Source organism: Pokkaliibacter sp. MBI-7 (assembly GCF_029846635.1).
Taxonomy (GTDB): domain Bacteria; phylum Pseudomonadota; class Gammaproteobacteria; order Pseudomonadales; family Balneatricaceae; genus Pokkaliibacter.
In genome coordinates this window covers 1,266,702-1,293,316 of record NZ_JARVTG010000002.1, presented here as the reverse complement: position 1 = coordinate 1,293,316, position 26,615 = coordinate 1,266,702, and the positions used below count along the sequence as shown (strand labels likewise).

Genomic DNA, 26,615 nt, shown 5'->3' with positions numbered 1-26,615 from the left:
CACTTGAGTCGTGTAAGGCTGATCTGACTGCCAGCCAGATTCACTCTCGCGAAAGAGTTTTCTATCTGTCTGGCAGTCAAACTTCAATCTGCTTATTTCATGGTCGGCATGGAAAACTCAACACCCTCGCGAACGCCTGCACTGGGCCAACGCTGTGTAATGGTTTTACGTCGGGTATAGAAACGAACGGCATCGGGTCCATAAGCTGACAGGTCACCAAACAGTGAGCGTTTCCAACCGCCAAAACTGTGGTAAGCCACAGGGACAGGTAGAGGCACGTTGATGCCAACCATACCCACCAAAATGTGATCAGAGAAATAACGGGCCGCTTCACCATCACGGGTGAAAATACAGGTGCCGTTACCGTACTCATGGGCATTGATCAGATCCATTGCTTCCTGCATGGTCTTGACCCGAACGACCTGCAACACAGGGCCGAAAATTTCGTTTTTGTAGCTGTGCATTTCTGGAGAAACATGGTCGATCAGGGTGCCGCCGACAAAGAACCCCTGTTCATGATCACAGACCTCAATGTGCCGCCCATCGACGACAACATGAGCTCCCTGCTGCTCGGCGCTATCGATAAATCCCAGTACTTTTTGTTGATGCTCACGGGTTATCACCGGGCCAAAGTCATTGTGGCTGTCAGTATAGGCGCCGACCTTCAGGCTGCTCATAGCCGTCTGCATCCCGGCAATAAGCTTGTCGGCAGTGGCATCGCCCACGGCAACCGCCACAGACAAGGCCATGCAGCGCTCACCCGAGGAGCCAAAAGCAGCACCAATCAGCTGATTGACGGTGTTGTCCATGTCGGCATCAGGCATGACGATAGCATGGTTTTTAGCACCGCCTAATGCCTGGCAACGCTTACCATTGGCAGTGGCCGTTGCATAGATGTATTCGGCGATCGGGGTTGAGCCAACGAAGCTCACAGCCTGTACTCGTTTGTCGTGCAGCAAGGTGTCCACGGCTTCTTTATCACCGTTGACAACGTTCATGACGCCGTCCGGCAGCCCGGCTTCCTGCAGCAACTGCGCAATAAATAGTGTAGAAGAAGGGTCGCGCTCTGATGGCTTGAGAACAAAGGTGTTACCGCATACCAATGCCATGGGGAACATCCACAGCGGCACCATCACAGGGAAATTGAAAGGTGTAATCCCTGCCACTACGCCCAGTGGCTGAAACTCGCTCCAGGAGTCAATGTTGGGGCCGACATGACGGCTGTGCTCACCTTTGAGCAGTTCAGGGGCACCGCAGGCGTATTCCACATTCTCGATACCACGTTGTAACTCACCCATCGCGTCGTGGCTGATTTTGCCATGCTCTTCGCCGATCAGTTCAGCAATTCTGGTGGCGTTCTGCTCGAGCAGTTCCTTGAAACGAAACATGATACGAGCGCGTTTGATTGCAGGGGTATTGCGCCAGGCGGGATAGGCCTGATGGGCGGCTGCGATAGCGCTCTCGACGGTCGCCACGGAGGCCAGACTTACCTGTCGCGCGACTGCGCCGGTTGCTGGATTGTAGATGCTTTGCTGGCGCTGGCCTTCGTGCACCATGTGTCCATTGATCAAATGACCCAAGGTTTCCATTGTTATTTTCCTCAAGAGGGGTTGTTGTGCTGATTAATGCGCAGTGAACAGGTACTAACTGCTTCGCTTGTGACTCACCAAAGTTCGCTATAGAGAGCAATGATTTCTTCTGCACTCGGTACACGAGGGTTGTTGCCCGGAGAGCCAGATGCCAGAGCCTGCTCCGCCATGGTGGGCATCAGTTCAAAGAACTTATGCCGATCGATACCGAAGGCTTCGGGGCTTGGCACATGCAACTCACGATTCAGGGCGACCAGTTCATCAAGGAGCTTTTGATTGGCGGTACTGTCATCGTCATTGCTATCAGCAACGCCAATGGCGCGAGCACAGTCAGCGTAACGATCAGCCGCGGCGGGTATGGAATAGGCGGTCACACAGGGCAGCAGCATGGCGTTGGACAGGCCATGGGGCACATGGAAGAAAGCTCCAATAGGACGACTCATGCCATGCACGAGCGCTACAGAGGCATTGGAGAAGGCGACACCAGCCAGTGTAGAGCCAAGCATCATCGCCTCACGTGCTGTTGCATTGTTACCGTCATGATAAGCCTTGCGCAGATTGGGGCCGATCAAGCGCATGGCTGCCAGAGCCTGGGCGTCGCTGAAGGGATTGGCCTTTTTACTCACGTAGGCTTCCATGGCATGGGTCAGTGCATCAATACCTGTATCCGCCGTGATTCTGGGTGGCAGGCTCAGAGTGAGCTCGTAGTCCACAAGTGCTGCCATTGGCATAAAGCCAAGACCGACACAGAGCATTTTTTCATCTTTGGTTTCATCGGTAATGATGGTGAACCGGGTGACCTCTGAACCCGTTCCTGCCGTTGTTGGAATAGCTATGACTGGCAATCCTGCTTCATTGACAATACGGGGGAATTTGTAGTCCCGCATTCCTCCACCAAATTTGGCGAGAATGGCAATTGCTTTGGCGCTATCAATAGGACTGCCACCACCTAAAGCAATGATGCTGTCGTAATCACCTGATTTGGCTTTTTCTACACCAGCAAGAATAGATGCCATCGTAGGTTCGGGGACGGTGTCTGAAAATACATCAGCTGTAATATCGTGCTCTGTGAGTAGCCTCTCGATATGTGCCGCATATTCAAGTTTAACCATCATATTGTCAGTCACAATAAGAGGTCTGGAACAGTTTAATGAGTGGAGCGTGGATGCTATTTGCTGAATCGCTCCACCACCGATCTGCATAAGGCGCGGAAGAACTATTTGTGAGGACATGACCATTCCTTATAAGTGGATACGGCTAGTAGGTATAAGGTGCTGAAAAAATGCTGGTATTGTCAGGATGGATAAAACCATCCTGACACAACGTTCTTTATGCCGATGTCGTATTGATAGATTTGATTGATACGTCCTGGCTATCGCGTGCAGCTCTTTCGTTTTGAATACTTTCTTTCCTGGTCTGGCTGGTTTCTTCGTGTAGCGATTTCAACAAGCCATAGATAGCCAGAAGTAGCACCACTGAGAACGGTAATGCAGCAACAATAGAAGCCGTCTGCAAGGCGCTTAATCCTCCCGCCGCCAACAATACAGCTGCGACGGCACCGACCAGCGCACCCCAGATAATCCGGTAGTGAGAGGGAGGATTTTCATCACCCATACAAACCAGGGTGCAGATAACCAGCGTTGCCGAGTCAGCAGAGGTAACAAAGTAAGTCACTAGCAATACGGTGCAGATACTGGCCATTACAACGGTCATGACATGGCCGATATTCATCAGCTCGATAGTCTTGAATAACGACATGGTGACATCGCTGTTGACGGCTTCGACGATGCCTCTAGCCCCAAACAGCTGAATATGCATGGCGGTATTGCCAAAAATGGTGATCCAGAAAGCGGCGAGCAGAGTAGGGGCAATCAGTACGCCAATGACAAACTCTCTGATTGTTCTTCCTTTGGAAATTCTGGCGATAAAAATGCCACAGAAAGGTGCCCAGGCAATCCACCAGCCCCAGTAGAAAATGGTCCAGTCACCTTGCCATGTGTCTTTAGGATTGGGATTGACCCAGAAGCCGAGATTGACTGCATGGGTAATGTAATCGCCCAGATTGGTGAAGAAAGCACCGAGCAGATATACCGTAGGGCCAAAAACAATGAAGAGCGCCAGAATAACCACCGTCAGGTGCATATTCCATTCGCTGAGAAGACGAATGCCTTTGTTGACACCTGATAATACTGAGGCCGTTGCAATAGCGGATATCACAACAATCAGAACAATCTGGACTGGAGTAGATACTTCCAGGCCGAAAAGGTAATGCAGTCCGGTGTTCATTTGTTTGGCGCCCAGTCCTAGCGACGTGGCAATTCCAAATACAGTGCCAAATACCGAAAGCAAGTCGGCTGCATGGCCAATCGGACCGTAGATACGCTCACCGAAAATGGGATAGAGGCTGGAGCGAATAGAGAGGGGCAACCCTTTACGGTAGGAAAAATAAGCAAGAAGCATCCCGATGACTGCAAATAGTCCCCAGCCATGCAGACCCCAGTGGAAGATGGCAATACGCATCGCAACCTGAGCAGCCTCAACGGTTCCTTTCTGCGCATCAGTAATAAATGGATTTCCCTGAAGATGATAGATTGGTTCGGCAATACTCCAGAATAGGATGCCTATTCCAATTCCGGCGCCGAATAACATGGAAAACCAGGAAAAATTACTGAACTCAGGACGGTCCTCATCTTTACCAAGACGAATGCTGCCATAAGGGCTAATGATTAGCCAAAGAGAAAGTATAAGACAAAAACATATTATACCAATGTAGTACCAGGATAGCTCATTGGCAATGAATGCCTTCATTGAATTAAACAGCGATGAGGCATAGGTAGTGTTGATTATGGTAAATAGCACAAATGCCACTATTAGTGCTACCGACCCATATATCATTGTAGCAGAGTTGTTTTTTTGACTATGACGGCTGATATGAGAGCTCATTTATAGGCCTCCATCAACAAAATATGCGATTGTATTTGCGCACATAGTGAGTTAGCCGGTAAGTCAGTATAAAAACAGCACTGGTGAGGATTGCAGCCTCGATTACTTTTCATGATGTAGGCCTTTTGCTTTCATTTGACCTGGGAGTGGTCAAACGGGTTTGTTTTTATAGGAGGACCTTGTAGCGGAATGGTGGTAGTGCTTTCGCCCTATCTAGTGATTCACCCTCCGTACCAAAGCCATTGTTGGTAGATATCGTCCGTTTGGAAAGCAATAAAAAAGTGGTCTTAGGGTTGAAAATAATTATGGCTAGCTTGTCTCTGGGTATGACGATGGCGAGTTTTAGGTGAGTATTGCAATGCCTGAACCAGGCTTATTCTGATTACTCTGAGCCTTTTCAATACCGGTTTTTCTGCGCTTGCATGCAGTTGAAAAGGACTGCTGTGACGTATCTGTAGCGACAAGTCAGCACGACCTCCCCGGTACTATTATTTTTCTTTGCTTCAGCATACTAGGTAATGAGCTATTTCTTGGTATTTGGTAATAAGCATAGCTATAAAAAAAATTAGGCCTCAGGCATGTTTTAAATTGCTGGTCAATTTTCTGATGAGGCTTACTATTGAGCTAAATGCAGGGCTGTATGATTTTTATTTAATCTTTATTAGAAATGCACAATTCGTGGCTTCTTATTTAGGCGGCGTCTTATGAGCCTTCCGAAAAGAAAATAAGAATACAATGCTGTCTATTGAATCGTTGGCAGTATTAATTTGGAAAGGATGAGTCTATATGATTACTCGTAATCATTTACCCTTGGCTGGCGTAAGAGTTGTTGATTTTGGCCAGCAGATCGCGGGTCCGGCTGTTGCAATGGCAATGGCTGATCAGGGCGCTACTGTTATTCATATTGATCCGCCAGAAGGTCCATTCTGGAATGACCCTGCGAATGCGGTATTAAATAGAAATAAGATTTGTATCCGTCTGGATTTGAAGCAGGAAGAAGGACTGAATCAGGCCCTGGCATTGATTGCACAGGCCGATGTGGTTATCGAGAGCTTCCGCCCCGGAGTCATACAGCGACTGGGGATTGATTTCACTGCTCTACGTCAGGAGCGCCCTGAACTGATTACGCTGTCCATGCCAGGTTTTGCCAGCAATGACGCGTTGCGTCGTGACTGGAAAGCTACTGAGGCTGTGGTGGCCGCAACCTCTGGAGTCTTCACCGATATGGGATTTAATCGTGTGCTGATGGGGCTGAATCCCAGCTTTTCACCATTACCTTTGGGTTCTTCTTACGCTATTTCTTTGGGGGCAGCCGCCGTCGCTCTGGCACTGTACAGTCGTGAGAAGTCCGGCCGTGGCGACGCCATAGAGGTGCCCATTTCCAGTTCCTTGATGGAAGGGCTCTGCTATAACTCGATAGTTATTGATGAGATGCCCGAGCGATACAGGACAATGCGTGAACAGGAAATCGCCTACCGTAAGGCCAGTAACCTGCCTCTGGATATGTCCTACAGTGATTTGCAGGAGTTTCTCGATCCTTTCTACCGCACTTATGAGTGTGCTGATGGACGCATGTTCTATTGCGTTTGTCCTTCCCATCGCAACCACGCTCGACGTTGTCTGCAGGTGCTTGGCATCTACGATGAGCTGGTGGCAGAAGGCTTGCCTGATGTTAAGAATCTGTACCTGCCCGTGGATCAGTGGGATGGAGAAACGTCCATTGGGGTCTACCCGCTGCCTAAAGTATGGGCGGATAAGATCGCCGCAAAGATGAAAAAGGCGTTTTTACTCAAGACGTCTGATGAGTGGGGGCGTATTTTCGGTGAAGGGCAGATCCCGGGGGCAGCTCACAAAACGACCGAGGAATGGGTTCAACTGGAGCACACTAATAGCAGTGGTCTGATCGTCGAAGTGAATGATCCGGAGTATGGCCTCATGAAGCAGCCGGGACCATTGGCCTGGTTGGAAGGGTTAACAGACCCACTGCTGCACCCGCAAGCCCGTACGCTGGCGAGCGTAGATGAGGCGTTCGATGCGTTTAGTGCAGTGGATCGCAGTCTGACGTCAGACTTTGCTGCATTGCAAATGGTAGCCCCAGAGGGAACAAAAGGATGGCTTGACGGGCTTAAAGTACTGGATTTGACCAATGTCATCGCCGGCCCACATTCTGCCGCCTTCCTGACTCGCTTTGGTGCAGAGGTGATCAAACTGGATCCGGTGACACCGCTGTATGATCCATTAATAGGTACCATGTATACCTTCCAATGTGGCATGGGCAAGAAAAGTGCTCTGGTCGACATCACCACGGCACAGGGCAGAGAAGTATTTAACCGGCTTGTCCGTAGTGTTGATCTGGTGGTCATCAACGCGCCAGAGCGGCAAATTAGACAGCTGAAGCTGGACCATGAAACCTTACAGGCTATCAACCCTGGCGTGTTGTTCTGCCGACTCGATTGCCTGGGCGGGCCTGATCGGGGGCCGATGAGCGATTACATTGGCTATGACGACATTATTCAGGCGGTCAGTGGCATCATGAGTCGATTTGGCGGCATAGCCACTCCTGAAGAACATGCCCATATCGGCACGCTTGATGTGAATTGTGGCTTTGCTGCGGGATTTTCTATCGCGTTGGCGCTGTATCTGAAACATAAGACGGGGCAGGTGACCCGCGCCCGTACTTCACTCTCTGCGGTAACGAATATGGCGCAGTTGCCCTATGCCTACGATTTCAACGGGCGCGCTCCTTTCAATGAACCATCCGGCCGCAATGCATTGGGTAATCACCCACTGTCGTATTTTTATCCGACACAGGATGGTTGGATCTTTATTGATGCTTCGCCTGCTGAACTGGACAAGCTGCAAAGCATTGAAGGCATGAAGGGCATTTCGCAGGCTTCAGACCGGCATGCGTTTTTACAGGCCAGCTTTAAGTCAGCGACGACGAACTATTGGGTGGACGTTTTGCATTCGGCTGATATTGCTGCGGCTGAGCCACTTTCCATGCAGCAGCTGCGTGACAAGTACAGCCGTGTTGCAGACGGTGCGGTAGGTATCGACAAAGGAAGCTACGCCTTCTCTATCTACCCTGATCATCCCAGCGGCCACCGGGTAACTCAGATTGACCATTTTGCTATCCGCCCCAGTGAGGCAAAGATCAGAGCGGTGACTCCGGTTGAACGCTTCGGGCACTCAACCAGAGACGTACTTCTGAGTGTTGGCTATAGCATTGCAGACATTGAGGAAATGGAATCGTCGGGTATAGCAAGTATGGGATGGTGTGATCGACTACTGCCCAACTAATGATGGATGTCTGATGCTAGCTGCCTGTTGGAACTGATACTGGGATGCAGATGCCGTTCAGGCTGTGTCCTGAATTAATGCCCCGCATTGAGTAAATCACTCCAGACGGCTGCTAGATCTTTGGGCGCTCTCGAATTGAGATGCGCCCTTTTTTATTGCTACAGGGTGATCAGCGAACAATGATGATGGGGTCATCACCACCCACTTCGTGCAATTCACCTGAGCCGGTGTAGCCCGGCAGCCCCTGTGGCGCGCCATGGAAAGCTTCTCCGCGGCTGGCTACAAACTGGCCACGACAGCCAACGGTTTCATCCACTGGCGTGGTCTTGATGTAGCCACTGACGTGGTTGGAAGCGCTGTTGAATATACCGCTGATAACCAGATGCCGCTTGCTGGTAAAGATAGGCAGGCTGCCATCGACAAACCACTTACCTCCTGTGACATCCACTGCGCCATAGAACTCGCCAGTTGTGCTGACGGGCACCCTGAAGGTGAGTGGCTGAGCAGTGCGCATGGTCGCCGTTACCCAGCCGTTGCTGACGTTGAGGCTAAGGTCGTCAGCGAAGCGATCACAATAGGTTCTGACCGTTGAACCCATGTTCATATGCTGGATATCGGAGCTGCTGGTTGACCAGGCCTGACCCAGCCATTGGCCGTCGAACTGGCCAGAGTTGTCACGCATGTCTTCAGCGACGGGTTTGGTTAGTTGCTGCTGGCAGCCTGTCAGCGCAAGAAGGCTGGCAGCGAGACACGCGGTGATGAGTGAGTGGCGGTAACGCATAGATGTGTCCTTAGAGGGAGTAAGGTCGCCAGATGCAAAGTTCGTTGCTTCACTGTGCTGGTTAAGTATTGCCATGGTAAATGTCTGGGGATGGTAACCTGCAGTCACAACAAAGGAATGAAAGAAAGTTTATGGCTTTCTGCCAGCTGCAGGGGTGATGCACATCAGAAGTAGGCGTCATCAGTGAATGTAAAAACGGCCGGTGATGATACCGGCCGTTTGCGCTGTATTTTCGTGGGGGTCAGTAAGGTGACATTGCACTGTCACCGGAGTAGGGCGGCAGGTCGGGGTAGCCGGTGATGGTGCCGTCTTTGGCCATCGCAAAATCTCCCTCGCAGCCAGCCTTGTCATTCATCGGTGCGGTGCGGATCGAGCCATGGGCCATGCTGGTTTTTGGATCAAGAATGCCGCTGATGATCACGCGCTTCTGGTAGTCGAAAATGGGTAGGTGGCGGCTTACTCCCAGACTGCCCTGCACGGGTACCGAGGCATAGAAACGGCCTTCGCTGTCAACGGGGACGCGGAAGGTGACCGGTTCGTTGGCTTTGAAGCTTCCATCGGCCCAGCCTTTGATCACAGATAACTTGAGATCATCGGTAAAAGGGGCACAGTTGGAGATGGCACGGTCGTTGAGGCTGGTCGGTGTGACCTGAGGCGTCTTGGTCAGCCAGGCCTTACCTTCCCAGTTGCCATCGAATTGTCCGCTGGTATCCCGTTCGGTTGGATTCAATGGGTCGGTCAACGGTGTCGTACAACCGGTCAGACCCGCCGCTGCTAACACTCCAACCAACAGAATAACGTGACGCTGCATGTGTAATCCCTCTATCAACTTGATCATTCCACCCACATGGCGATGTATGGGCTTTCCTGTATCTACCAGTCCTACTCTGTGATTTGAAACGCAAATCCTGCATAGCGTAACAGTGTGCTTACAAGCAAAGCCTATCGTTTCAAAGTGTAGTCAATGACATGCTGAATCGGCACCGAAGATTTGCAACTTTTAGTAAAGCGTGTTTTGCGCTGTGTATATCCGAGAGGGGGCGGGCGATGATTTCGAGAGAGATGGGTGAGGCGAGCTGATACGCAGACAGCACAACGCCGGCACAGGGCCGGCGTTGTGCAGAGAGCGAGTAGCACGCTGCTGAATATCAGTCTTCTTCGTTGCCGTTGAAGTGGCTTTCCAGCCACATGGCATTGATGATGCCGAAGCTGCAGGCAAGCAACACGCCGAGGATCCAGGCGAAGTACCACATTTCTAGCTCCTTCTGTCTTATGACAGGGTTGGGATGTCAGTCTCTGGTGTTCAGCACAACTCAGTAGCGGCTGTGGCTGTAGGCCTGAATATCCTTGACGGTGACGGTTCCCCACATTTTCCAGTAACACCACAGGGTGTAGCACAGGATGATCGGTACGAAGATCAGTGCAGCGATCAGCATGATGCCGAGGGTTTTCTCACTGGAGGTGGCATCCCATACGGTCAGACTGTGGCTGGGCGCCAGGCTGGACGGCATGATGAAGGGGAACAGGGCCAGACCAACAGTCAGCAGTACGCCGATGATAGCCAGGCTGCTGCCCAGGAAGCCTGTCCAGCGACCGCCACGGCTGGCGAAGAAGCTCAGCACCAGGCCTGCGTAGGCAACGATAGGTGCTAACCAGGCCATGGGATTGGCTTTGTAGAAGTCCTGCCAGCCCAGGTTGTTCATGGCAACGGTCTTGATCAGCGGGTTACCTGCCTGAGGAGAGCTGGTGATGCTCATGCCCATGATGCCCATGGTCAGCCACAGGCCAGCCAGGGTGAAGCAGACGATAACCACCACGGACAGGATGCCTTGCACCTTGCGGCAACGAGCCAGAATGTCACCTTCAGTACGCATGACCAGCCAGCTGGCACCGTGCAGGGTCAGCATGGACAGGCTAATCACACCACACAGCAAGGCGAAGGGGTTCAGCAGTGCCCAGAAACTACCGTGGTAGGACACCCGCAGGAACTCATCCAGATCAAAAGGCACGCCTTGCAGCAGGTTACCGAAGGCTACGCCGAACACCAGTGCAGGCACCAGACTACCGACGAACAGGCCCCAGTCCCAGGCATTGCGCCATTGGGGATTATCAAGCTTGCTGCGGTAGTCGAAACCGACAGGGCGCAGGAACAGGGCAAACAGCACCAGCAGCATGGCCCAGTAGAAGCCGGAAAACGCGGCAGCGTAAACGGGTGGCCAGGCGGCGAACAGCGCACCACCGGCGGTGATCAGCCATACCTGGTTACCGTCCCAGTGTGGGCCAAGGGTATTGATAACCACACGGCGCTCGCCGTCTGTTCTGCCGACCCAGGGCAGCAGAATGGCTGCACCCATGTCGAAACCGTCGGTGAGGGCAAAGCCAATCAGCAGGACTGCAACCAGTACCCACCAGATCAGTTGTAACTCTTCATAACTTGGCATGGTGTCTCTCCTTACTTAGCGACAGCGCCATGTTGGTGTTCGATGCCAGACTGCTCAGCATGGTAGCGGCCGGTGTGCAGGCTGCTTGGACCTTGTTTGGCGAAGCGAATCATCAGGTACATCTCAATAACCAGCAGTACGGTGTAGATGGCAATCATGGCAATCAGACTCCCCATCACATCGCCAGCAGTCAGGCTGGAGGCCGCGAGGTGAGTTGGCAGAATTTCACCAATGGCCCAGGGCTGACGGCCGTACTCTGCGACAAACCAGCCGGTTTCAACCGCGATCCATGGCAGCGGCAGGCTGAATACTGCGAATTTGAGCAGCCATTTTTTCTGGTATTCCTGACGTTTTGCGCAGTAGTAGAAGCTGCACAGGAACAGCACCAGCATCAGGAAGCCACAGACCACCATGATGCGGAAGCTGAAGAACAGGGGAGCCACGCGAGGAATCGAGTCGATGGCAGCCTGTTTGATCTGTGCATCGGTAGCGTTGGCGATGTCGTCGGTGTATTGCTGCAGCAGCAGGCCATAGCCCAGATCGACTTTGATTGCGTTGAAGGCTGCAACGGTATCGGGGTTTTTGTCGCCACTGCGCAGTTGTAACAGCAAGGCGTAGGCTTTCAGGCCGTTACGGATACGCTGTTCGTGGTCAGCACGCAGTTCGCTGATGCCCTTGATCTGCTCATCCAGTGAGCGGGTCGCAATCAGACCCAAAGCGTAGGGGATCTTGATGGCGTAGTCGGTACGCATTTCCTCTTCGTTGGGGATGCCGATCAGGGTAAAGGCCGCTGGGGCTTCATCGGTGTGCCATTCGGCCTCGATAGCCGCCAGTTTGGCTTTCTGCACGTCACCAATTTCGTAACCTGATTCGTCACCCAGAATGATGACAGACAGGGTAGCTGCAGTGCCGAAGGCTGCTGCAATAGCGAACGAGCGGCGGGCAAAGGCCAGATCACGTCCCTTCAGGATGTACCAGGCGCTGATCGCCAGGACGAAGATGGAGCCAGTGACATAACCGGCAGACACGGTGTGAACGAACTTGACCTGAGCAACAGGGTTGAAGATCAGGGCGCCGAAGCTTTCCATCTCCATGCGCATGGATTCGAAGTTGAACTCCGCACCCACAGGGTTCTGCATCCAGCCGTTGGCCACCAGAATCCACAGTGCGGACATGTTGGAGCCGATAGCGACCAGCCAGGTGACCAGCAGGTGAGCACGCTTGCTCAGACGCTCCCAGCCAAGGAAGAACATGCCGACAAAGGTGGATTCGAGGAAGAACGCCATCAGGCCTTCAATCGCCAGTGGCGCGCCGAAGATATCTCCGACGTAGTGAGAGTAGTAGGACCAGTTGGTACCGAACTGAAACTCCATGGTCAGACCGGTGGTCACCCCAAGGGCAAAGTTGATACCAAACAGCTTGCCCCAGAATTTGACCATGTCTTTGTACACTTCCTTGCCGGTCATGACATAGACCGATTCCATGATGGCCAGCAGGAAGGACATACCCAGGGTCAGGGGCACGAACAGGAAGTGATAGAGCGCCGTCATGGCGAACTGTAGTCGTGATAACTCAACGACTGACTCACTGATCATGGTTGGACTCCTCAAGAAGAGTAAGTTGAGATGAAAGGAAAAGCGAAATCGTCATAAGCCGCGGATGGCCTTCAGCTGATAGGGCTGGTAAGTGTCGACGTTGCTGGTGTTCGCTGGCCGGGAGCGTGGTGAGGCGATGAACAGACTCCGGGTGCGGTTGGTATGGCGAGAGGCCAGCTTTGTTCACGCGGCACAGTCCATGCTGCGCAGCGTGGCAGGGTAAGTTGTCTGGTTATCATGGTTGGCTCCTGATAAACCCGATAGACCTGAGTGAGGAACTGGATTGGCTCTGCGGCGGTTAACGAAACAGTGGCCAGTCAGCTCCGGTTCGTAATGTGGCTTGGTGTCAGGCGGTTTCTCCCAGTCGTCGTCCTGAGGTGTGCTTTCGTTCCCGTTAGTTCTGGTTATACGAACTGCAGCGGGGAGGTCGTCCATTTGAGCTTAGGAAAGCAACATAGTGCTCGCTACATTAGATGATGCTCATTTTGCACTGCTCTCATGGAAACGCCTTGACGGACATCAACAGAAACAAAGACAACCTGCTGTTTCAGTTCATCAGGGTGGCGAAATTCATTATTCAGGCACCGGCTTGCATATTTATTGAACAATTTGAGGGTGTGTGACGGTGGATCGCCCTGAAAGCGTGTGCGGAATACAAGGATAAATTTGAGGCGGGCCGGGGAAGTGTGCCGGGTGGTGATGACTGGAAGCGATCTGTTGCTTGTCAGGCAGGCGCAATGGCTGCACCCTTGCTGCTGATTGTTTGTATGGACTCCAGCTGATGATCAGTCTGGAAGAGGCTTTTTAGTGCTGAAGGAGAATGCCCATGCGATCCCACGATATTGACTACCGTATTCTTGGTAACGCCATGCAGTTGCTGGAGATTGAGCTGGATCCGGGGGAAACGGTGATTGCCGAGGCGGGCAATATGACCTTTATGGAAGAAGGTATCCGGTTTGAGACCCGCATGGGGGATGGCTCAGACCCTGATCAGGGATTGTTTGGCAAGTTGTTTTCTGCAGGCAAGCGCTGGATGACGGGCGAGTCGATCTTCATGACCCATTTCACCCATGAAGGCAAAGGCAAGGCTCAGGTGGCCTTCGCTGCCCCTTATCCCGGTTCTATCGAAGCCGTGCATCTGGGAGATATTGGTGGCGGCTTGATCTGCCAGAAGGATGCCTTCCTTGCTGCGGCACTGGGTACCAGCATTGATGTGGTGTTCAGTCGCCGGCTCGGCGCGGGTTTCTTTGGTGGCGAAGGCTTTATTCTGCAGAAGCTGAAAGGGGATGGTCTGGCATTCATTCACGCGGGCGGTACTCTGGTCCGGCGTCGCCTCAATAACCAGACGCTGCGTGTCGACACCGGCTGTCTGGTGGCGTTCACACCGGGGCTGGACTACGACATCGAGCTGTCTCGTGGATTAAAAACCATGCTGTTTGGTGGTGAAGGGCTATTTTTGACGACCTTGAGTGGAACCGGTGAGGTGTGGCTGCAAAGCCTGCCGTTCTCCCGTCTGGCAGATCGCATCATTGCTCATGCACCCGCGCTGGGTGGTAAAGAGCAGGGTGAAGACTGATCGCTGAGTCGTCACACCGGGTACTGTTGCCACGTTAAGGCATGGCAACAGTACATCACTTTATTTATCGGTGAATTGCCGGCGGTATTCGCTGGGAGACACCTGACAGGTTTTCTTGAATAGTTTCCGCAGGGCGCTTTCATCGCTGTAACCACAGCGGTCCACAATCTGTGAGAACTTGAGGCTGGTGGTGGCCAGCAGCAATTTGCATTTCTCAATGCGCAGCTGCTGGATATAGCCCTGAGGCGTCTGATTGATCTGCTCCTGAAAGTGGCGAATCAGCGTGCGCGTGCTGACCGCCATTTGCTGGGCCACATCTTCTACTTTTACTTCCCGTGAAAGGTTGGCCTGAATCCATGCTTCAGCGCGGCTGACCAGTGAGTTGGCATTGCCGACCAGACTGCTACCCAGAATGTTACGGCTGAGAAAACCATCTGCCGGTGACAGGGGGTAGTCCACGGCCATCTCGCGGGCCACATTGCGGGCGAAGTTGCTGCCGCTAAAGCGTGCGACAACGGACATGCACAAATCCACGAAGCTGGTATTCAAAGGAACGCAGAGCACGTTTTCGGCCTGAATCCCCATCACTGAACTACTGCTGTTGTCCTTGAACATATCCATCAGACGCTGGCGAATGCTGGGTGGCGATGCTTGCCACAGTCCCTGCTCACCCAGCAGCTGACTGCCGCTGTAATTACAGGCGAACAGGCGGAGTTGTGGCAGATTGGCCTGCAGCCAGCAGGTCAGACTAGGCCAGCGGCGTAAGGCCTGCCGGGTTTGTTCCTCGTCAGCCAGAGGCGTGCCATGAAAGAGTGCGATATCACCGGGCTGGATCAGACTGAGGTCACCATCAACAGGCAAGGGATAGCCATTACTACTGCGCACCGAAGCGCCATCCTGTGTGACCAGCTGGACATGGAAGGGTTTTTCCATCTGCGGATCAAGAGACTGGGCCAGCAGATTGGCATGGCTGAACACGTCGGCAGCGCTCATCAGCACGCCTGCGGAACAACCTTCGTAAGCGATAATGGCGACTCTGCATGTCATGGTCTTTTTATCTCGCTCATATCTGGCTCAGGGGTTGACTGGCGGTAACAAGGTTAGCAGAGGAAGTTGTCGATACTTTGACACTACCGTTACTTTCATACCGGAGTGTAAATGGACAATCAGTTGTGTTGAATGCCCGCATCCTGACTTGACCTGTCTCTTTCTTTATCACTGCCTGTCGCATTTTGCCCTTTTTTCGTCAGGAATGCCGCTCTCAATTCGACGTATATCAGCGCATAGTGATCATCCTAGAGAGTACGTCGCGTGTAATGCGCCTCGATAACTCGTTGATATGTCAGGAGTGATAGCGTGCTCACTGCGCTATCGGGCAGCAAGATTGGAAAGTTACGGAGTTTTTCTATGCGCAAGCGCGTTGTGGTGACAGGTCTGGGTATTGTGTCTCCCCTTGGTAATGACCTGGAAACTGCCTGGACAGCCTGTCGCAGCGGTCGTTCCGGCATTGGTCTTATCACTCGCTTTGATGCTTCAGACCTTAAAACCCATATCGCCGGAGAAGTGCGGAACTTTGAAATTCCCAGCGTTATTCCGGCTAAAGATGCCAAGAAAATGGATGTGCTGGATCTCTATGCCATCGCGGCAACCCAGCAGGCACTGGATGATGCCGGGCTGAAGATCACTGATGACATCGCCGACGATGTTGGTGTCTCCCTCGGGGTGGGTATCGGTGGCGAAGTGACTCTGGAAAAAAATGTGCTACTGATGGAAGAGAAGGGGCCAGGGCGAATTTCACCTTTCTTTGTACCGATGATTCTGCCCAATATGGCGGCAGGCTATGTCTCTCTTACCTTCGGTACGCGCAATTACAATGCGGTGACTCTGTCGGCCTGTGCTTCTTCAAGCCACGCCATCGGCGATGCTTTCCGCCATATTGAGCGCGGTGATGCCAAGGCGATGATTGTCGGCGGATCGGAAGGCGCATTGACCAAGCTGTGTATGGGTGGCTTTGCTGCCATGAAAGCGCTGAGTACCCGCAATGATGCACCGGAAAAAGCCAGCCGTCCCTATGATCGAGATCGCGACGGTTTTGTATTTTCAGAGGGTGCCGCCATCCTGATTCTGGAAGAGCTGGAGTTCGCGCAGGCACGTGGTGCGCGTATCTATTGTGAGCTGGCGGGGTATGGCGTCAGCTCTGATGCTCACCATATCAGTGCGCCTACTGTGGAAGGGCCTGCCCGCTCAATTCGACTGGCTATCAAGGATGCTGGCGCGACGCCAGATCAGCTGGACTACATCAATGCTCATGCGACCTCGACGCCGGTGGGCGACATCAATGAGCTGCGCGCCATTCAGACGGTGCTGCAAGACCATGCCAGCAAGATATCTGTCAGCGCGACCAAATCCATGACGGGTCACATGCTGGGAGCGGCTGGGGCGATTGAGGCAGTGCTGACGGTGATGGCGATGCAGGATAATTTCGTACCCCCGAGCATCAATATCGATAACCTCGACCCTGATTGTGAGCTGGATGTCACACCTAACGAGGGCCGTGAACGCTCGATTGATCTGGCACTGTCCAACTCATTTGGCTTCGGTGGTACCAATGCGTCATTGGTGTTCCGTCGCCTCAAAGACGTGTAAGTCTGTTCTCGGTAAACACCACTTCACCATCGCTGACTCCAGCCAGAATCAGCGATGGTCTCAGATTGTGTCCGCGCGCCTACACACGGCAGGTCTTATAAAGGTGAAAGACGTATAAGCTGCGCATTGGCACCATCGGTCAGCAGATAGATCAATCCGTCAGGCCCGACACGTACATCTCGCACTCGTTGATGCAGGTTTTGCTGCTGATAGCGATCTTCCTGAATCACCTGATCTTCATTCATCTCCAGTTGGACCAGCAGTTGCCCGGCCAGACCGCCGAGCAGCAGGTCGCCTTGCCAGTCAGGAAAGGCCTTGCCGCGATAAACCGCCAGACCCGAAGGGGCAATCGACGGCACCCATACCCAGCGTGGAGGCTCGATGCCGGGCCGGGTGGTTTCGCTGGTAATGCTCAGGCCGGAATATTCGCGTCCGAAAGTCACCAGAGGCCAGCCGTAGTTGGCGCCTTTGACCAGCAGATTGACTTCGTCACCGCCTCGTGGGCCATGCTCATGGGACCACATGCGATCCGTTTTGGGGTCATAAGCCAGCCCCTGTGGGTTGCGATGTCCATAGGAGTAAATTTCCGGTAGAGCATCTGTCAGGCCAGCAAGCGGGTTGTCAGGAGGTACGCTACCATCGTCGCGCAGGCGTAGTATCTTGCCCGCGTGGTTAGTCAGCATCTGTGCATTGTGCCTGTCGCCGCGTTCGCCCACGCTCATATAGAGGTAGCCATGTTTATCGAACGCCAGCCGGGAGCCGAAATGGTGGCCGGTGTCCGATGCAGCTTTGCTGATCAACAGTTCTTTGACATCGGTGAGGGTATTGCCACTCAGACGACCTCTGGCCAGTGCCGTAGTGAACTGCCTGCCAACCTGTCGGGTGTAAGTGAGATAGAGCCAGTGGTTTGTATTGAAGTCAGGGTGCAGCGCGACATCCAGCAACCCACCCTGACCATGCACCGTACTTGTGGGCAGTCCGCTGATGTGCTGACGCTGACGGGTTTGCAGGTTGACTCGCAGTAAGGCGCCGCCTTTCTCGGTAATCAGCACTTCCTGCTCAGACAGAAAGGCCAAAGACCAGGGTTGGTTGAGCCTTTCCAGCAGAACCTGCTGGGAGAACGAGGTGCTGGCCATTGCCTTGCAGGACAGCAATAGCAGTAAAGCGGCAGTGAGGACGATGCCTGCAGTCATAGGGTGGCGTAATAACGCCATCAAAACGGTCGGCTTTCTGATCATTCCCTTTCTCTCTGGTCAATGACGATGAATCAATGAGTCATGGCAACTAGAGTTCTTGGGAGAAATGTCTCCGATATCAACTGATCGTGAGGTGGTGCAGAGGGCTAGCTGTATATCTCTTCGTCGAAGAAGGGATCGTCCTGAATATCCTGATGGAAAATCGAAATGGCTTCACCAGTCTCCTCCGACTCACCCCCCGGCAGGATAGCCAGGTTGAACAGGGCTTCCCCTTCATGCACCAGTGGCAGATGACAGCGGCCTATGATGACCCCGGAGCGATGACTGCGAATTTCATGCTCATCTTCACCGTAGGGGCTGGATATCACCCCCAATACATCACCTTTGCGAACTTCCTTACCGAGTGGTACCAGCGCACGAAAGATGCCACTGTCTGCCGCCCGAACCCAGCTGGTGTTTTTGGCTATCAGCGGGGGGACGCGGGGTGTGACCATCTTGCCTCTGATCATCTTCAGTGCGCGCATCACATTGAGAATGCCCCGTACTCCGGCACGTATGGCAATTTCATCAAAACGCAGTGCCTCGCCCCCTTCATAGAGCAGTACGGGGACACCCAGCTCTGATGCCGCATGGCGCAGTGAACCATCGCGCACATTGGCATTGAGCATGATAGGGACGCCAAAGGCATTGGCGAGGTGCAGTGTCTGGGCGTCATCCAGATCAGCGCGAATTTGCGGCAGGTTGGAGCGATACCGGGCGCCGGTATGGAGGTCGATACCATGAGTGCAGTGGCTGACAATTTCACTGAGAAAGAGGTTGGCCAGACGACCTGCCAGAGAGCTCTTTTCGCTTCCCGGAAAGCTGCGATTCAGGTCGCGCCGGTCGGGAAGGTAACGCGAGCGGTTAACCAGGCCATGGACATTGACGATGGGAATCGCGATGAGAGTGCCAGCAATGTTGTTCAGTGCAGGTTGTTTCAGCAGACGGCGAATGATCTCCACACCGTTCAGTTCATCGCCATGAATGGCTGCGCTGACAAACAGACACGGCCCTGTCCTGCGGCCGTGTACTACCTGAATGGGCATAGCAATTTCTTCGCGGGTGTAGAGCCTTGCCACAGGCAGCGCAATACTGCTGCGAGTGCCGGGTCTGACCTGCTGACCCCCTATGGTCAGGATGCTCTGCCTGTCGGTCGAAGAATGCGTTGCCATGTCGCCTCCTGGCGTTGAAGACCCTCATACGTGGTCGTGGGTTGAGGGCACATCAGTGCAACGTGCTGGTCAGTACCGCTGTGACGCGGTCAGTCCATGCTGAAAGAAGCCTGCTTACAGCAGGCTGTCCACTTGTGCCATTAGGGCTTGTTTGCGTTGCTCCGTCATAAAGGACGCCTCTATGCCATTGCGAGCCAGCTGCACCAGCTGCGGTTTGGTTAAGCCGAGAGCGGATTGGATGGCGAGATAGTTCTCTTCCATATAACCGCCAAAATAGGCCGGGTCATCGGAGTTAACGGTTACGCACAGACCCTGGTCCAGTAACTTGCCAATGTTGTGTTCACTCATCTCGCTGAACACGCACAGTTTGGTGTTGGACAATGGGCAGACCGTCAGCGGCACACGGGTCTGACGCAGGTGCTCAACTAACGCAGGATCATCTACACAGCGTACACCGTGATCAATGCGAGCTACCTGCAGGTCTTTCAGTGCTGTCCAGATGTACTCGGCTGGGCCTTCTTCGCCAGCGTGAGCGACGACTTTGAAGCCTAGTTCACGCACCCTGGCGAAAACGCGGGAGAACTTCTCAGGAGGATTACCTTTCTCCGATGAATCCAGACCAATACCCACAAACAGATCCCGGTAGGGAAGCGCCTGTTCAAGCGTGGCAAAAGCGGCCTCTTCACTCAGATGGCGCAGAAAGCTCAGTATCAGTGCGCTGGTGATACCCAGTTTGGATTCGCCATCGGCCAGTGCCCGGCTGATGCCGCCAATCACATCAGCGAAAGGAATGCCCCGATCCGTGTGGGTTTGAGGGTCAAAAAAGATCTCGGTGTGAACAACATTTTGCTGATGACATTTCTGCAGGTAGGCCCAGGTCAGATCGTAAAAATCCTGTTCCCTGATCAGGACATTGGCGCCCTGATAATAGATGTCGAGAAACGACTGCAGATTGGTGAATTGATAAGCGGCGCGCAGAGACTCGACATCTGCATAGGGCAGTGGAATCTGATTGCGCTCAGCCAGTGCGAATAGCAGTTCGGGCTCCAGTGATCCTTCGATATGCAAATGCAGTTCCACTTTGGGAAGGGCGTGAATAAAGGTCTCCATAGCTGAGCTCCGTCATAGGGAAATCGAAGAATATCAACAGTCTACATCGATGCTTATGCAGCTGTTGTGCCATGGTAACAAGTAATACAAAACGCGCCACGCGGTTTTTATGGCTGTCATACTCCCGTCGCAGAGCCGTCATAATTTCGCCCATGACTTCCTGTTAATCTCCGGTGGATGGTGGCTATAATGCGCGATTTAAAGCGAAACATGGGTTTTATAGTTCCCTGAACGGGTGGGAGGTGACGAAAATTGTTTTTTGAAGGGTCTGAAAAGAAGGTTGAAGTGGTCGTTAAAGCAGGGGGACGCTCTCTGCGTGATCTGGGCAAGCCCTTTTGGGAGGTGATTGTCGCGGAGTCACAGGCAACCATTTTGTCCACGCTTTCAAACGAGGTTTGCGATGCGTATCTGTTGTCTGAATCCAGCCTCTTTGTATGGGAAGATCGATTCCTGATGCTGACCTGTGGCACCACTACTCTGGTGAATGCCATTACCAAATTCCTTGAATCCTATGGGCGCGATAACGTGACCATGGTGGTTTTTCAGCGTAAGAATGAATACCAGTCACACTTGCAGAAGACCTGTGTCGAGGATGATATCGAGGCGCTGGAGCAGTTTATTTCCGGTACAGCGTATCGGCTTGGTCATCTCGATGCCCATCACAACTATGTTTACCATCTGAATAATCATTTTGAGCCAGAAGCTGACGATTTCACCGCTGAGTTGCTGATGTATCACATCAGTGGTCCTGTTGCCGATTATCTGCGGTCGGAAGGGCAAACCGCTGAGGGTATTCGTTCACGTTTACAGCTGTCTGAGTTATTGCCCGGCTTTACCATTGATGACTTCGTGTTTGAGCCCTACGGCTACTCGCTGAATGCCATCAAGGATGGCTACTATGCGACCTTTCACATCACGCCACAGGAGCGCAGCTCCTATGTCAGTTTTGAGACCAATCTGGATGTTGAGCATGAACATGCAGAGCTGTTTGATCGCATACTGGCCATTTTCCAGCCCAAGAGCTATGACGTCATCAGCTTTGATATAACGCCAGCGTTGACTGTACCTGATCAGGTGGTGTGTATCAGTCACTATGAACAGTCTTTGGCCTGTGGTTATCAGATGACATTCCGTCATTTTCTGGAAGTGGTAACGGAACCTGCCGTAGCCGAGCGTATCATCTAGTACCTGTTGAATATGGTCGCGGTACATCACAATTAATAAGGCATTAGTTCAAGCTAGGCTCCTGAGCTTCTTGTGAGTCTCGGGGGCTTTCTGCCTATGGGAGTCTCTCCATGAGTGTAGCCAGTAAACTCGAGTCTCTGTTGACTGAGGAGTTCGCTCCCCAGTTTCTGACTATCGACAATGAAAGCCATATGCATAGTGGCCCAGCCACTGAGTCTCACTTCAAAGTGACTCTGGTCAGTGCCCGATTTGACGGGATGCGTGCCGTTGCCCGGCATCAGGCAGTCTATCGTAGTGTCGCTGAACTTATGCAGAATCCTATCCATGCTCTGGCGTTGCATTTGTATACCGAGCAGGAGTGGCAGGAAAAAGGGCAGGTCAGTCCTGCATCGCCCACCTGTCGTGGTGGTAGTAAAGCAAGTTGATTCAGGTACTTATGACAAGGTCTTGACGGGTGTCAATTCGTTAACTGCACGGCTGAGGATAATGGAGGTCGAACAATGATACGACCTCAGGAGTCATAACATGCAACAGCACGACCTGGTACATGAGTTCCCCGAACTGCGCGAAAAGATCCATGAGCTGAAAACATCGGATGCCCATTTCCTGCGGTTATTCGATGAGTACCACGAAGTGAACCGTCAGGTTGGCAATATGGAAGGTGAGGTGACTCCGGTTGCGACTGCAACTGAAGAGGAGTTCAAGCTGAAACGCCTGCGCCTGAAAGACGAGCTGTACGCAATGCTCACTGCCTAAGGCAAACGCCAGAGAGCACCTGAGTCGGTGCTCTCTGTGTATACCTCAAGAACTATCCCTTTCCAGCTTTACCTCTCCCTGTCAGAAAACCTCTGTCTTTTACGTGCTACCCTCTATCCGGTACGGCTACGTAAATACTTTCTGGGCTATTTACCTTGCCCTGAAAATTTCTGCGCTGATTGAAACTGTGCCGAGCTTGCGTGGCTGTAAATAGTGCTTATAAATTCACTATGCTGAAACAAGCTGTTCAAAACTGGCGGTTATATCCTGCTAGAATCTGCGTGCCCTTCAGTACAGATGTGACGTGTCTGTAGGAAATGCGAAGTGAATCCGTCCCTTATCTGATTTACCTGACTCCAAGACAATAGTGAGGCAAGGGGGGAGCAGGGCGGTGGAAGGTCAGCCTGATTTTTCTGTCGGCTTAAATGCTGTCAACCAAGGGATACGTGTTATGGGAAAGATTTTTATTGCTAGCGCACTCGTGGCTTCCACGCTGATCATGTCTGGTTGCGCTTCAACGTTGACCGGTGATACCTACAGCCGTAATGAGGCGCGCCAGGTACAGAATGTGCAGTATGGCACGATCACTAACATGCGGTTTGTGAAAATCGAAGGCAATCAGTCCGGTCTGGGTGCTGTTCCCGGTGCGGTAGTCGGTGGTATTGCGGGTAGCGCTATCGGCGGCGGTCGTGGTCAGGGCCTTGCCACTGTTATCGGTGCGGTTGGTGGTGCAATTGCGGGTTCAGCGATCGAGAAGCAGGCAACCACTGCGCAAGGTATCAATATGACCATCCGTATGGACAATGGCCAGTCTATCGCCATCGTTCAGGAAGTGGATCCGAATGCTCCTCTTAACGTGGGTGATCGTGTGCAGGTGCTGACCGGTCAGGACGGTTCTGCCCGCGCGACTCGTATCTGATTAATGCCCTGCGGGGCTGGTATACCAAAAAGCGAGGCAGATGCCTCGCTTTTTGGTTGGTGCGTTAGCGCTCAGTGACGCTTACCCTGGCCGCCTTCGGCCGGTGCACGGAACAGCAGATAGATGTCTGTGAGGATGTCAGGGATTTCGCTGCAGAACTGTTCGGTCAGTTGTTTGTTCTTACGGATTGCCTGCATATCGGGATCGTCAAACAGATCGGAGGCAACCATGATGGGGAGCATCAGCTCTGCCACTTCTGCTTCGTGATCGTTGAACCAGGCTGCTTCTTCCAGATAAACGCCTTCAATAAATGCCTGGCACCAGCTGGTCAACAGGCCATCTTCGTCTTCCAGAGTGAGGTCGCAGGGCAGTTCAACAGGCTCTTCACCTTCCAGCTCTTCAAGAATGCAGGCCAGCTCACGATCAAGCAGACCTTCAACAAACGCTTGCTGTTCTGCACTTTCCCATTTGGGGGCTTCAACGAAAATGCTTTCCATCCATGTTGTTTTGCTGATGGGCTTGGGGCAGATTGCAACGGCAGTTAACAAGGCATGGATACCGATATAGTCCATGGCTTCTTCACTGACAGCAGGTGAAAACAGGAAGTCCTCCAGCTTTTCAAACTCTTCATCGGTGAGGGGGCGGGCATTAAAAGATTGAGTCATTGATATATCCTCAAAAAGACGATCCCATTCTACTCTCTCGAACCCGAATGAGCGATGACAGAGCATTTGGTTTGCAGCATAATGCGCCCCCATGATCGCACAGGCTCGACAGCTATTAAAACGCCTTTATGGCTACGATGATTTCATTGGCTTACAGGAACAGGTGGTGTCATCTGTGCTGTCCGGCCAGTCAGCGCTGGTATTGATGCCCACCGGTGGTGGTAAGTCGATGTGCTACCAGTTGCCCGCAATGGTGCGTGAAGGTGTAGGGATTGTCATTTCGCCGCTGATTGCCCTGATGCAGGACCAGGTGGAAGGGCTGAAACAGGTAGGTGTCCGTGCAGCCTGTTTTCACAATGGGCTTGATCCCAGTGCTAACAGCGAGATTATCCGGCAGCTGCTGAATAACGAGCTCGATCTGCTCTATGTGTCGCCAGAACGTTTGGTTCTTGGAGGCATGATTGAATTATTTTCCCGCCTCACGATATCTCTTTTTGCCATTGATGAAGCGCACTGTGTTTCGCAGTGGGGGCATGATTTTCGCCCTGAATATATGCAGTTGGGTCAGCTGGCCAGCCGTTTCCCGACGGTGCCCAGACTGGCACTGACTGCCACCGCCGATGAACAGACCCGAAACGAAATCAGGCAGCAGCTGGGGTTACTGGATGCGCCGGTATTCCTGAGCAGCTTCGATCGCCCAAATATTCGTTATCGCGTGCTGCCCAAACAAGGCGCCAAAGAACAGCTGTTGAATTTCATCAAGCGTGAACATCGGCACAATAGCGGTGTGGTTTATTGTCTTTCGCGTAAGCGGGTGGAGGAGGTGGCAGCCTTCCTGCGGGAAAAAGGGCTGCCTGCCTTGCCTTATCATGCAGGGTTGCCTGCTGATATCCGTGAACAACATCAACGCACTTTTATTCAGGCGTCACACTCCATCATTGTTGCCACTGTTGCTTTTGGCATGGGGATCAACAAGCCGGATGTGCGCTTTGTTGCACATCTTGATCTGCCAAAAAATCTTGAAGCCTATTATCAGGAAACCGGGCGTGCTGGACGTGATGGTCTGCCCGCTGATGCCTGGATGGTATACGGGCTGCAGGACGTACTGATGCAACGCATGCGCATTCAGGAGGCCAATGTACCTGCCGATGTGCGTCAACGGGACTGGGCTCGTTTAGAGGCGTTGCTGGCGTTTACTGAAGCATCTGGCTGTCGTCGACAACTGTTACTGTCGTATTTTGCTGAGACTTCTGAACCTTGTGGCAATTGCGATAATTGCCTGCATCCCCCGCGAACCTGGGATGCCACCGAGGCTGCACGTAAGGCACTCTCTTGTGTCTATCGCACTGGGGGTTATGGAGTGAGCCATCAGATTGATGTACTGCTTGGCAAAGTGACGGAGAAAGTGCGGCGTGCAAACCATCAGCAACTGTCCACTTTCGGTATTGGTAAAGAACTGTCGCTCAATCAATGGCGGGCGGTGTATCGGCAGTTACTGGCTGCTGGCTATATGGAGTGGCATGGTGAGGACGGTGAGGGCTTGCGCTTGCATGAGCGCTGTCGGCCTTTGCTGAAAGGTGAACAATCCATCGCACTGAAGCAGGATCAGCCTGCAGGCCAGTGGAAGGAAGAGCGAGAGCGCGGGCAGACGAGACTTCAGGGTGGACAGAAACAGCTCTGGGAAGCATTGCGTCAGGAGCGCAGGCGTCTTGCAGGGGAGAAAGGCATTGCCGCCTTTATGATTTTCCATGATGTCACCCTGATGGAGATGATCGAGCGCTTGCCTGTAAGTCTGGATGAAATGGCCAGGTTGCCCGGCGTTGGCAGAGAAAAGCTGAGTGCCTACGGTAAACTTTTCCTGAATATCATTGATCATCACCGTAGCGAAGCGGGTGCTACCCGTCTGATTGACGACGACGCTCACGAGACCCTTGCGCTGTTCAGAGTCGGTATGGAGCCCAGAATGATTGCACGTCAACGCAATCGCCCGGAAAACCGGATCTACGCGGATCTGGCTGAAGCAATAAGAGCAGGGCAGCTGGCGTTGACGGAAGTGGTTAGCCTGCCCGGATGGCAGGTCAGGGATGTACAGCGAGAGTTCGTTCGTCTGGAAGCAGATGGTCAGGGTGCCGTCTTGAAGCGAGCGTTTGATGCTTTTGGCGGTGCAATCGCCTGGGGTGACTTACGCTGTATCAGAGCATCTGTCGGCAGCTCTGCTGCAGCAGAAGACATATCGTTAGCTGGATAGCCCGTTTTGCTTGGTCCGGCATTGTTTGGCCTGTTCTGGGGCGGTCTATTGTCAGCGACTTTGCTGCCCGGTGGTTCCGAGCTGGCGTTTGTCGCTTTTCTCAAAACGTTCCCCGAATCTGCTTTTTCTGCCTGGGTGCTGGTGTCTGTAGGTAACAGCATTGGTGGTGTCATTACTATGGTGATGGGGCGTGGAGTAGCGCACTGGCGCAAAGCCCAGCCATCGATAAGTGATAAATGGTTAAAACGGTTAGAACGTTATGGCACACCATTGCTGTTGCTATCCTGGGCGCCAGTTATTGGAGACGGTCTGTGTCTGGCTGCCGGCTGGTTGCGGCTGCCATGGGTCGCTTCAGTAACCATGATCTGCCTGGGGAAGGCTGCCAGATATGCCCTGCTATGGTGGCTGCTCAGTCAGGTATAGCTTCTGTCACCAGTTGTTTGTCATCTTTCCG

General features: G+C 52.9%; 22 protein-coding genes. 9 read left to right on the top strand and 13 right to left on the bottom strand.

Annotated features, from left to right (window positions below; all coding sequences use genetic code 11):
• Positions 1–92: 92 nt before the first annotated feature.
• The 3 genes from QCD60_RS25550 to QCD60_RS25540 all read right to left on the bottom strand — a co-directional run bounded on the left by QCD60_RS25550 (position 93) and on the right by QCD60_RS25540 (position 4,532).
• The gene (locus tag QCD60_RS25550; RefSeq protein ID WP_279789734.1) at positions 93–1,589 is read right to left on the bottom strand and encodes a CoA-acylating methylmalonate-semialdehyde dehydrogenase; all 1,497 of its coding nucleotides are present in this window, start codon (positions 1,587–1,589) and stop codon (positions 93–95) included.
• Positions 1,590–1,663: 74 nt separating this feature from the next.
• Entirely contained in the window at positions 1,664–2,821 is a 1,158-nt protein-coding gene (locus QCD60_RS25545; RefSeq protein ID WP_279789732.1) for an iron-containing alcohol dehydrogenase, read from the bottom strand.
• A gap of 97 nt (positions 2,822–2,918) precedes the next feature.
• Positions 2,919–4,532, bottom strand: a complete 1,614-nt coding sequence (locus tag QCD60_RS25540) for a BCCT family transporter (protein ID WP_279789730.1) — start codon at positions 4,530–4,532, stop codon at positions 2,919–2,921.
• 786 nt (positions 4,533–5,318) lie between these two features.
• Here QCD60_RS25540 and QCD60_RS25535 point away from each other — a divergent pair.
• The gene (locus tag QCD60_RS25535) at positions 5,319–7,832 is read left to right on the top strand and encodes a CoA transferase (protein ID WP_279789728.1); all 2,514 of its coding nucleotides are present in this window, start codon (positions 5,319–5,321) and stop codon (positions 7,830–7,832) included.
• A 169-nt stretch (positions 7,833–8,001) separates the two neighbouring features.
• Here QCD60_RS25535 and QCD60_RS25530 read toward each other — a convergent pair whose 3' ends face one another.
• The 5 genes from QCD60_RS25530 to QCD60_RS25510 all read right to left on the bottom strand — a co-directional run bounded on the left by QCD60_RS25530 (position 8,002) and on the right by QCD60_RS25510 (position 12,649).
• The gene (locus QCD60_RS25530; RefSeq protein WP_279789726.1) at positions 8,002–8,613 is read right to left on the bottom strand and encodes a hypothetical protein; all 612 of its coding nucleotides are present in this window, start codon (positions 8,611–8,613) and stop codon (positions 8,002–8,004) included.
• Between the two features lie 241 nt (positions 8,614–8,854).
• A complete protein-coding gene (locus tag QCD60_RS25525; protein WP_279789724.1) occupies positions 8,855–9,451 on the bottom strand; it encodes a hypothetical protein in 597 nt (198 codons plus the stop codon).
• A gap of 310 nt (positions 9,452–9,761) precedes the next feature.
• A complete protein-coding gene (gene cydX / locus QCD60_RS25520) occupies positions 9,762–9,866 on the bottom strand; it encodes a cytochrome bd-I oxidase subunit CydX (protein ID WP_104156948.1) in 105 nt (34 codons plus the stop codon).
• Positions 9,867–9,926: 60 nt separating this feature from the next.
• Positions 9,927–11,054, bottom strand: a complete 1,128-nt coding sequence (gene cydB, locus QCD60_RS25515; protein WP_104156947.1) for a cytochrome d ubiquinol oxidase subunit II — start codon at positions 11,052–11,054, stop codon at positions 9,927–9,929.
• A gap of 11 nt (positions 11,055–11,065) precedes the next feature.
• Positions 11,066–12,649, bottom strand: a complete 1,584-nt coding sequence (locus tag QCD60_RS25510) for a cytochrome ubiquinol oxidase subunit I (RefSeq protein ID WP_279789721.1) — start codon at positions 12,647–12,649, stop codon at positions 11,066–11,068.
• Between the two features lie 826 nt (positions 12,650–13,475).
• Here QCD60_RS25510 and QCD60_RS25505 point away from each other — a divergent pair.
• The gene (locus tag QCD60_RS25505; protein WP_279789719.1) at positions 13,476–14,225 is read left to right on the top strand and encodes a TIGR00266 family protein; all 750 of its coding nucleotides are present in this window, start codon (positions 13,476–13,478) and stop codon (positions 14,223–14,225) included.
• A gap of 60 nt (positions 14,226–14,285) precedes the next feature.
• Here the strand turns inward: QCD60_RS25505 and QCD60_RS25500 are convergent, their stop codons facing one another.
• Positions 14,286–15,218 carry a helix-turn-helix domain-containing protein gene (locus QCD60_RS25500; protein ID WP_279789717.1) on the bottom strand — a complete coding sequence of 311 codons (933 nt, stop codon included), beginning with the start codon at positions 15,216–15,218 and terminating at the stop codon, positions 14,286–14,288.
• Between the two features lie 414 nt (positions 15,219–15,632).
• Here QCD60_RS25500 and fabF point away from each other — a divergent pair, with 414 nt between their 5' ends.
• Complete coding sequence (gene fabF / locus QCD60_RS25495) at positions 15,633–16,871, top strand: beta-ketoacyl-ACP synthase II (RefSeq protein WP_279789715.1); 1,239 nt, start codon at positions 15,633–15,635, stop codon at positions 16,869–16,871.
• Between the two features lie 95 nt (positions 16,872–16,966).
• Here the strand turns inward: fabF and QCD60_RS25490 are convergent, their stop codons facing one another.
• The 3 genes from QCD60_RS25490 to QCD60_RS25480 form a co-directional block, all read right to left on the bottom strand.
• The gene (locus QCD60_RS25490) at positions 16,967–18,109 is read right to left on the bottom strand and encodes a PQQ-dependent sugar dehydrogenase (RefSeq protein ID WP_279789713.1); all 1,143 of its coding nucleotides are present in this window, start codon (positions 18,107–18,109) and stop codon (positions 16,967–16,969) included.
• Between the two features lie 104 nt (positions 18,110–18,213).
• Positions 18,214–19,278, bottom strand: a complete 1,065-nt coding sequence (locus tag QCD60_RS25485) for a succinylglutamate desuccinylase/aspartoacylase family protein (RefSeq protein ID WP_104151609.1) — start codon at positions 19,276–19,278, stop codon at positions 18,214–18,216.
• Between the two features lie 114 nt (positions 19,279–19,392).
• Positions 19,393–20,388 (bottom strand): adenosine deaminase, encoded by a 996-nt coding sequence (locus tag QCD60_RS25480; protein ID WP_279789711.1) that lies wholly within the window; start codon positions 20,386–20,388, stop codon positions 19,393–19,395.
• Between the two features lie 252 nt (positions 20,389–20,640).
• On the opposite strand from QCD60_RS25480, the gene QCD60_RS25475 reads away from it, so the two are divergent.
• The 4 genes from QCD60_RS25475 to QCD60_RS25460 all read left to right on the top strand — a co-directional run bounded on the left by QCD60_RS25475 (position 20,641) and on the right by QCD60_RS25460 (position 23,248).
• Positions 20,641–21,573 carry an adenosylmethionine decarboxylase gene (locus QCD60_RS25475; protein WP_279789709.1) on the top strand — a complete coding sequence of 311 codons (933 nt, stop codon included), beginning with the start codon at positions 20,641–20,643 and terminating at the stop codon, positions 21,571–21,573.
• Positions 21,574–21,683: 110 nt separating this feature from the next.
• Positions 21,684–21,998, top strand: coding sequence for a BolA family transcriptional regulator (locus QCD60_RS25470; RefSeq protein ID WP_279789706.1), 315 nt, complete (start codon positions 21,684–21,686; stop codon positions 21,996–21,998).
• 100 nt (positions 21,999–22,098) lie between these two features.
• On the top strand, positions 22,099–22,329 hold the full coding sequence (locus tag QCD60_RS25465; RefSeq protein WP_110185511.1) for a DUF465 domain-containing protein: 231 nt from the start codon (positions 22,099–22,101) through the stop codon (positions 22,327–22,329).
• Positions 22,330–22,780: 451 nt separating this feature from the next.
• Entirely contained in the window at positions 22,781–23,248 is a 468-nt protein-coding gene (locus QCD60_RS25460) for a glycine zipper 2TM domain-containing protein (protein WP_279789703.1), read from the top strand.
• Positions 23,249–23,319: 71 nt separating this feature from the next.
• Here the strand turns inward: QCD60_RS25460 and QCD60_RS25455 are convergent, their stop codons facing one another.
• On the bottom strand, positions 23,320–23,913 hold the full coding sequence (locus tag QCD60_RS25455) for a YecA family protein (protein ID WP_279789701.1): 594 nt from the start codon (positions 23,911–23,913) through the stop codon (positions 23,320–23,322).
• A 91-nt stretch (positions 23,914–24,004) separates the two neighbouring features.
• On the opposite strand from QCD60_RS25455, the gene recQ reads away from it, so the two are divergent.
• Both recQ and QCD60_RS25445 read left to right on the top strand, forming a co-directional pair.
• Entirely contained in the window at positions 24,005–26,161 is a 2,157-nt protein-coding gene (gene recQ / locus QCD60_RS25450) for a DNA helicase RecQ (protein ID WP_279789699.1), read from the top strand.
• Positions 26,162–26,209: 48 nt separating this feature from the next.
• Positions 26,210–26,584, top strand: coding sequence for a DedA family protein (locus QCD60_RS25445; protein WP_279789696.1), 375 nt, complete (start codon positions 26,210–26,212; stop codon positions 26,582–26,584).
• The last annotated feature ends 31 nt before the right edge of the window (positions 26,585–26,615 follow it).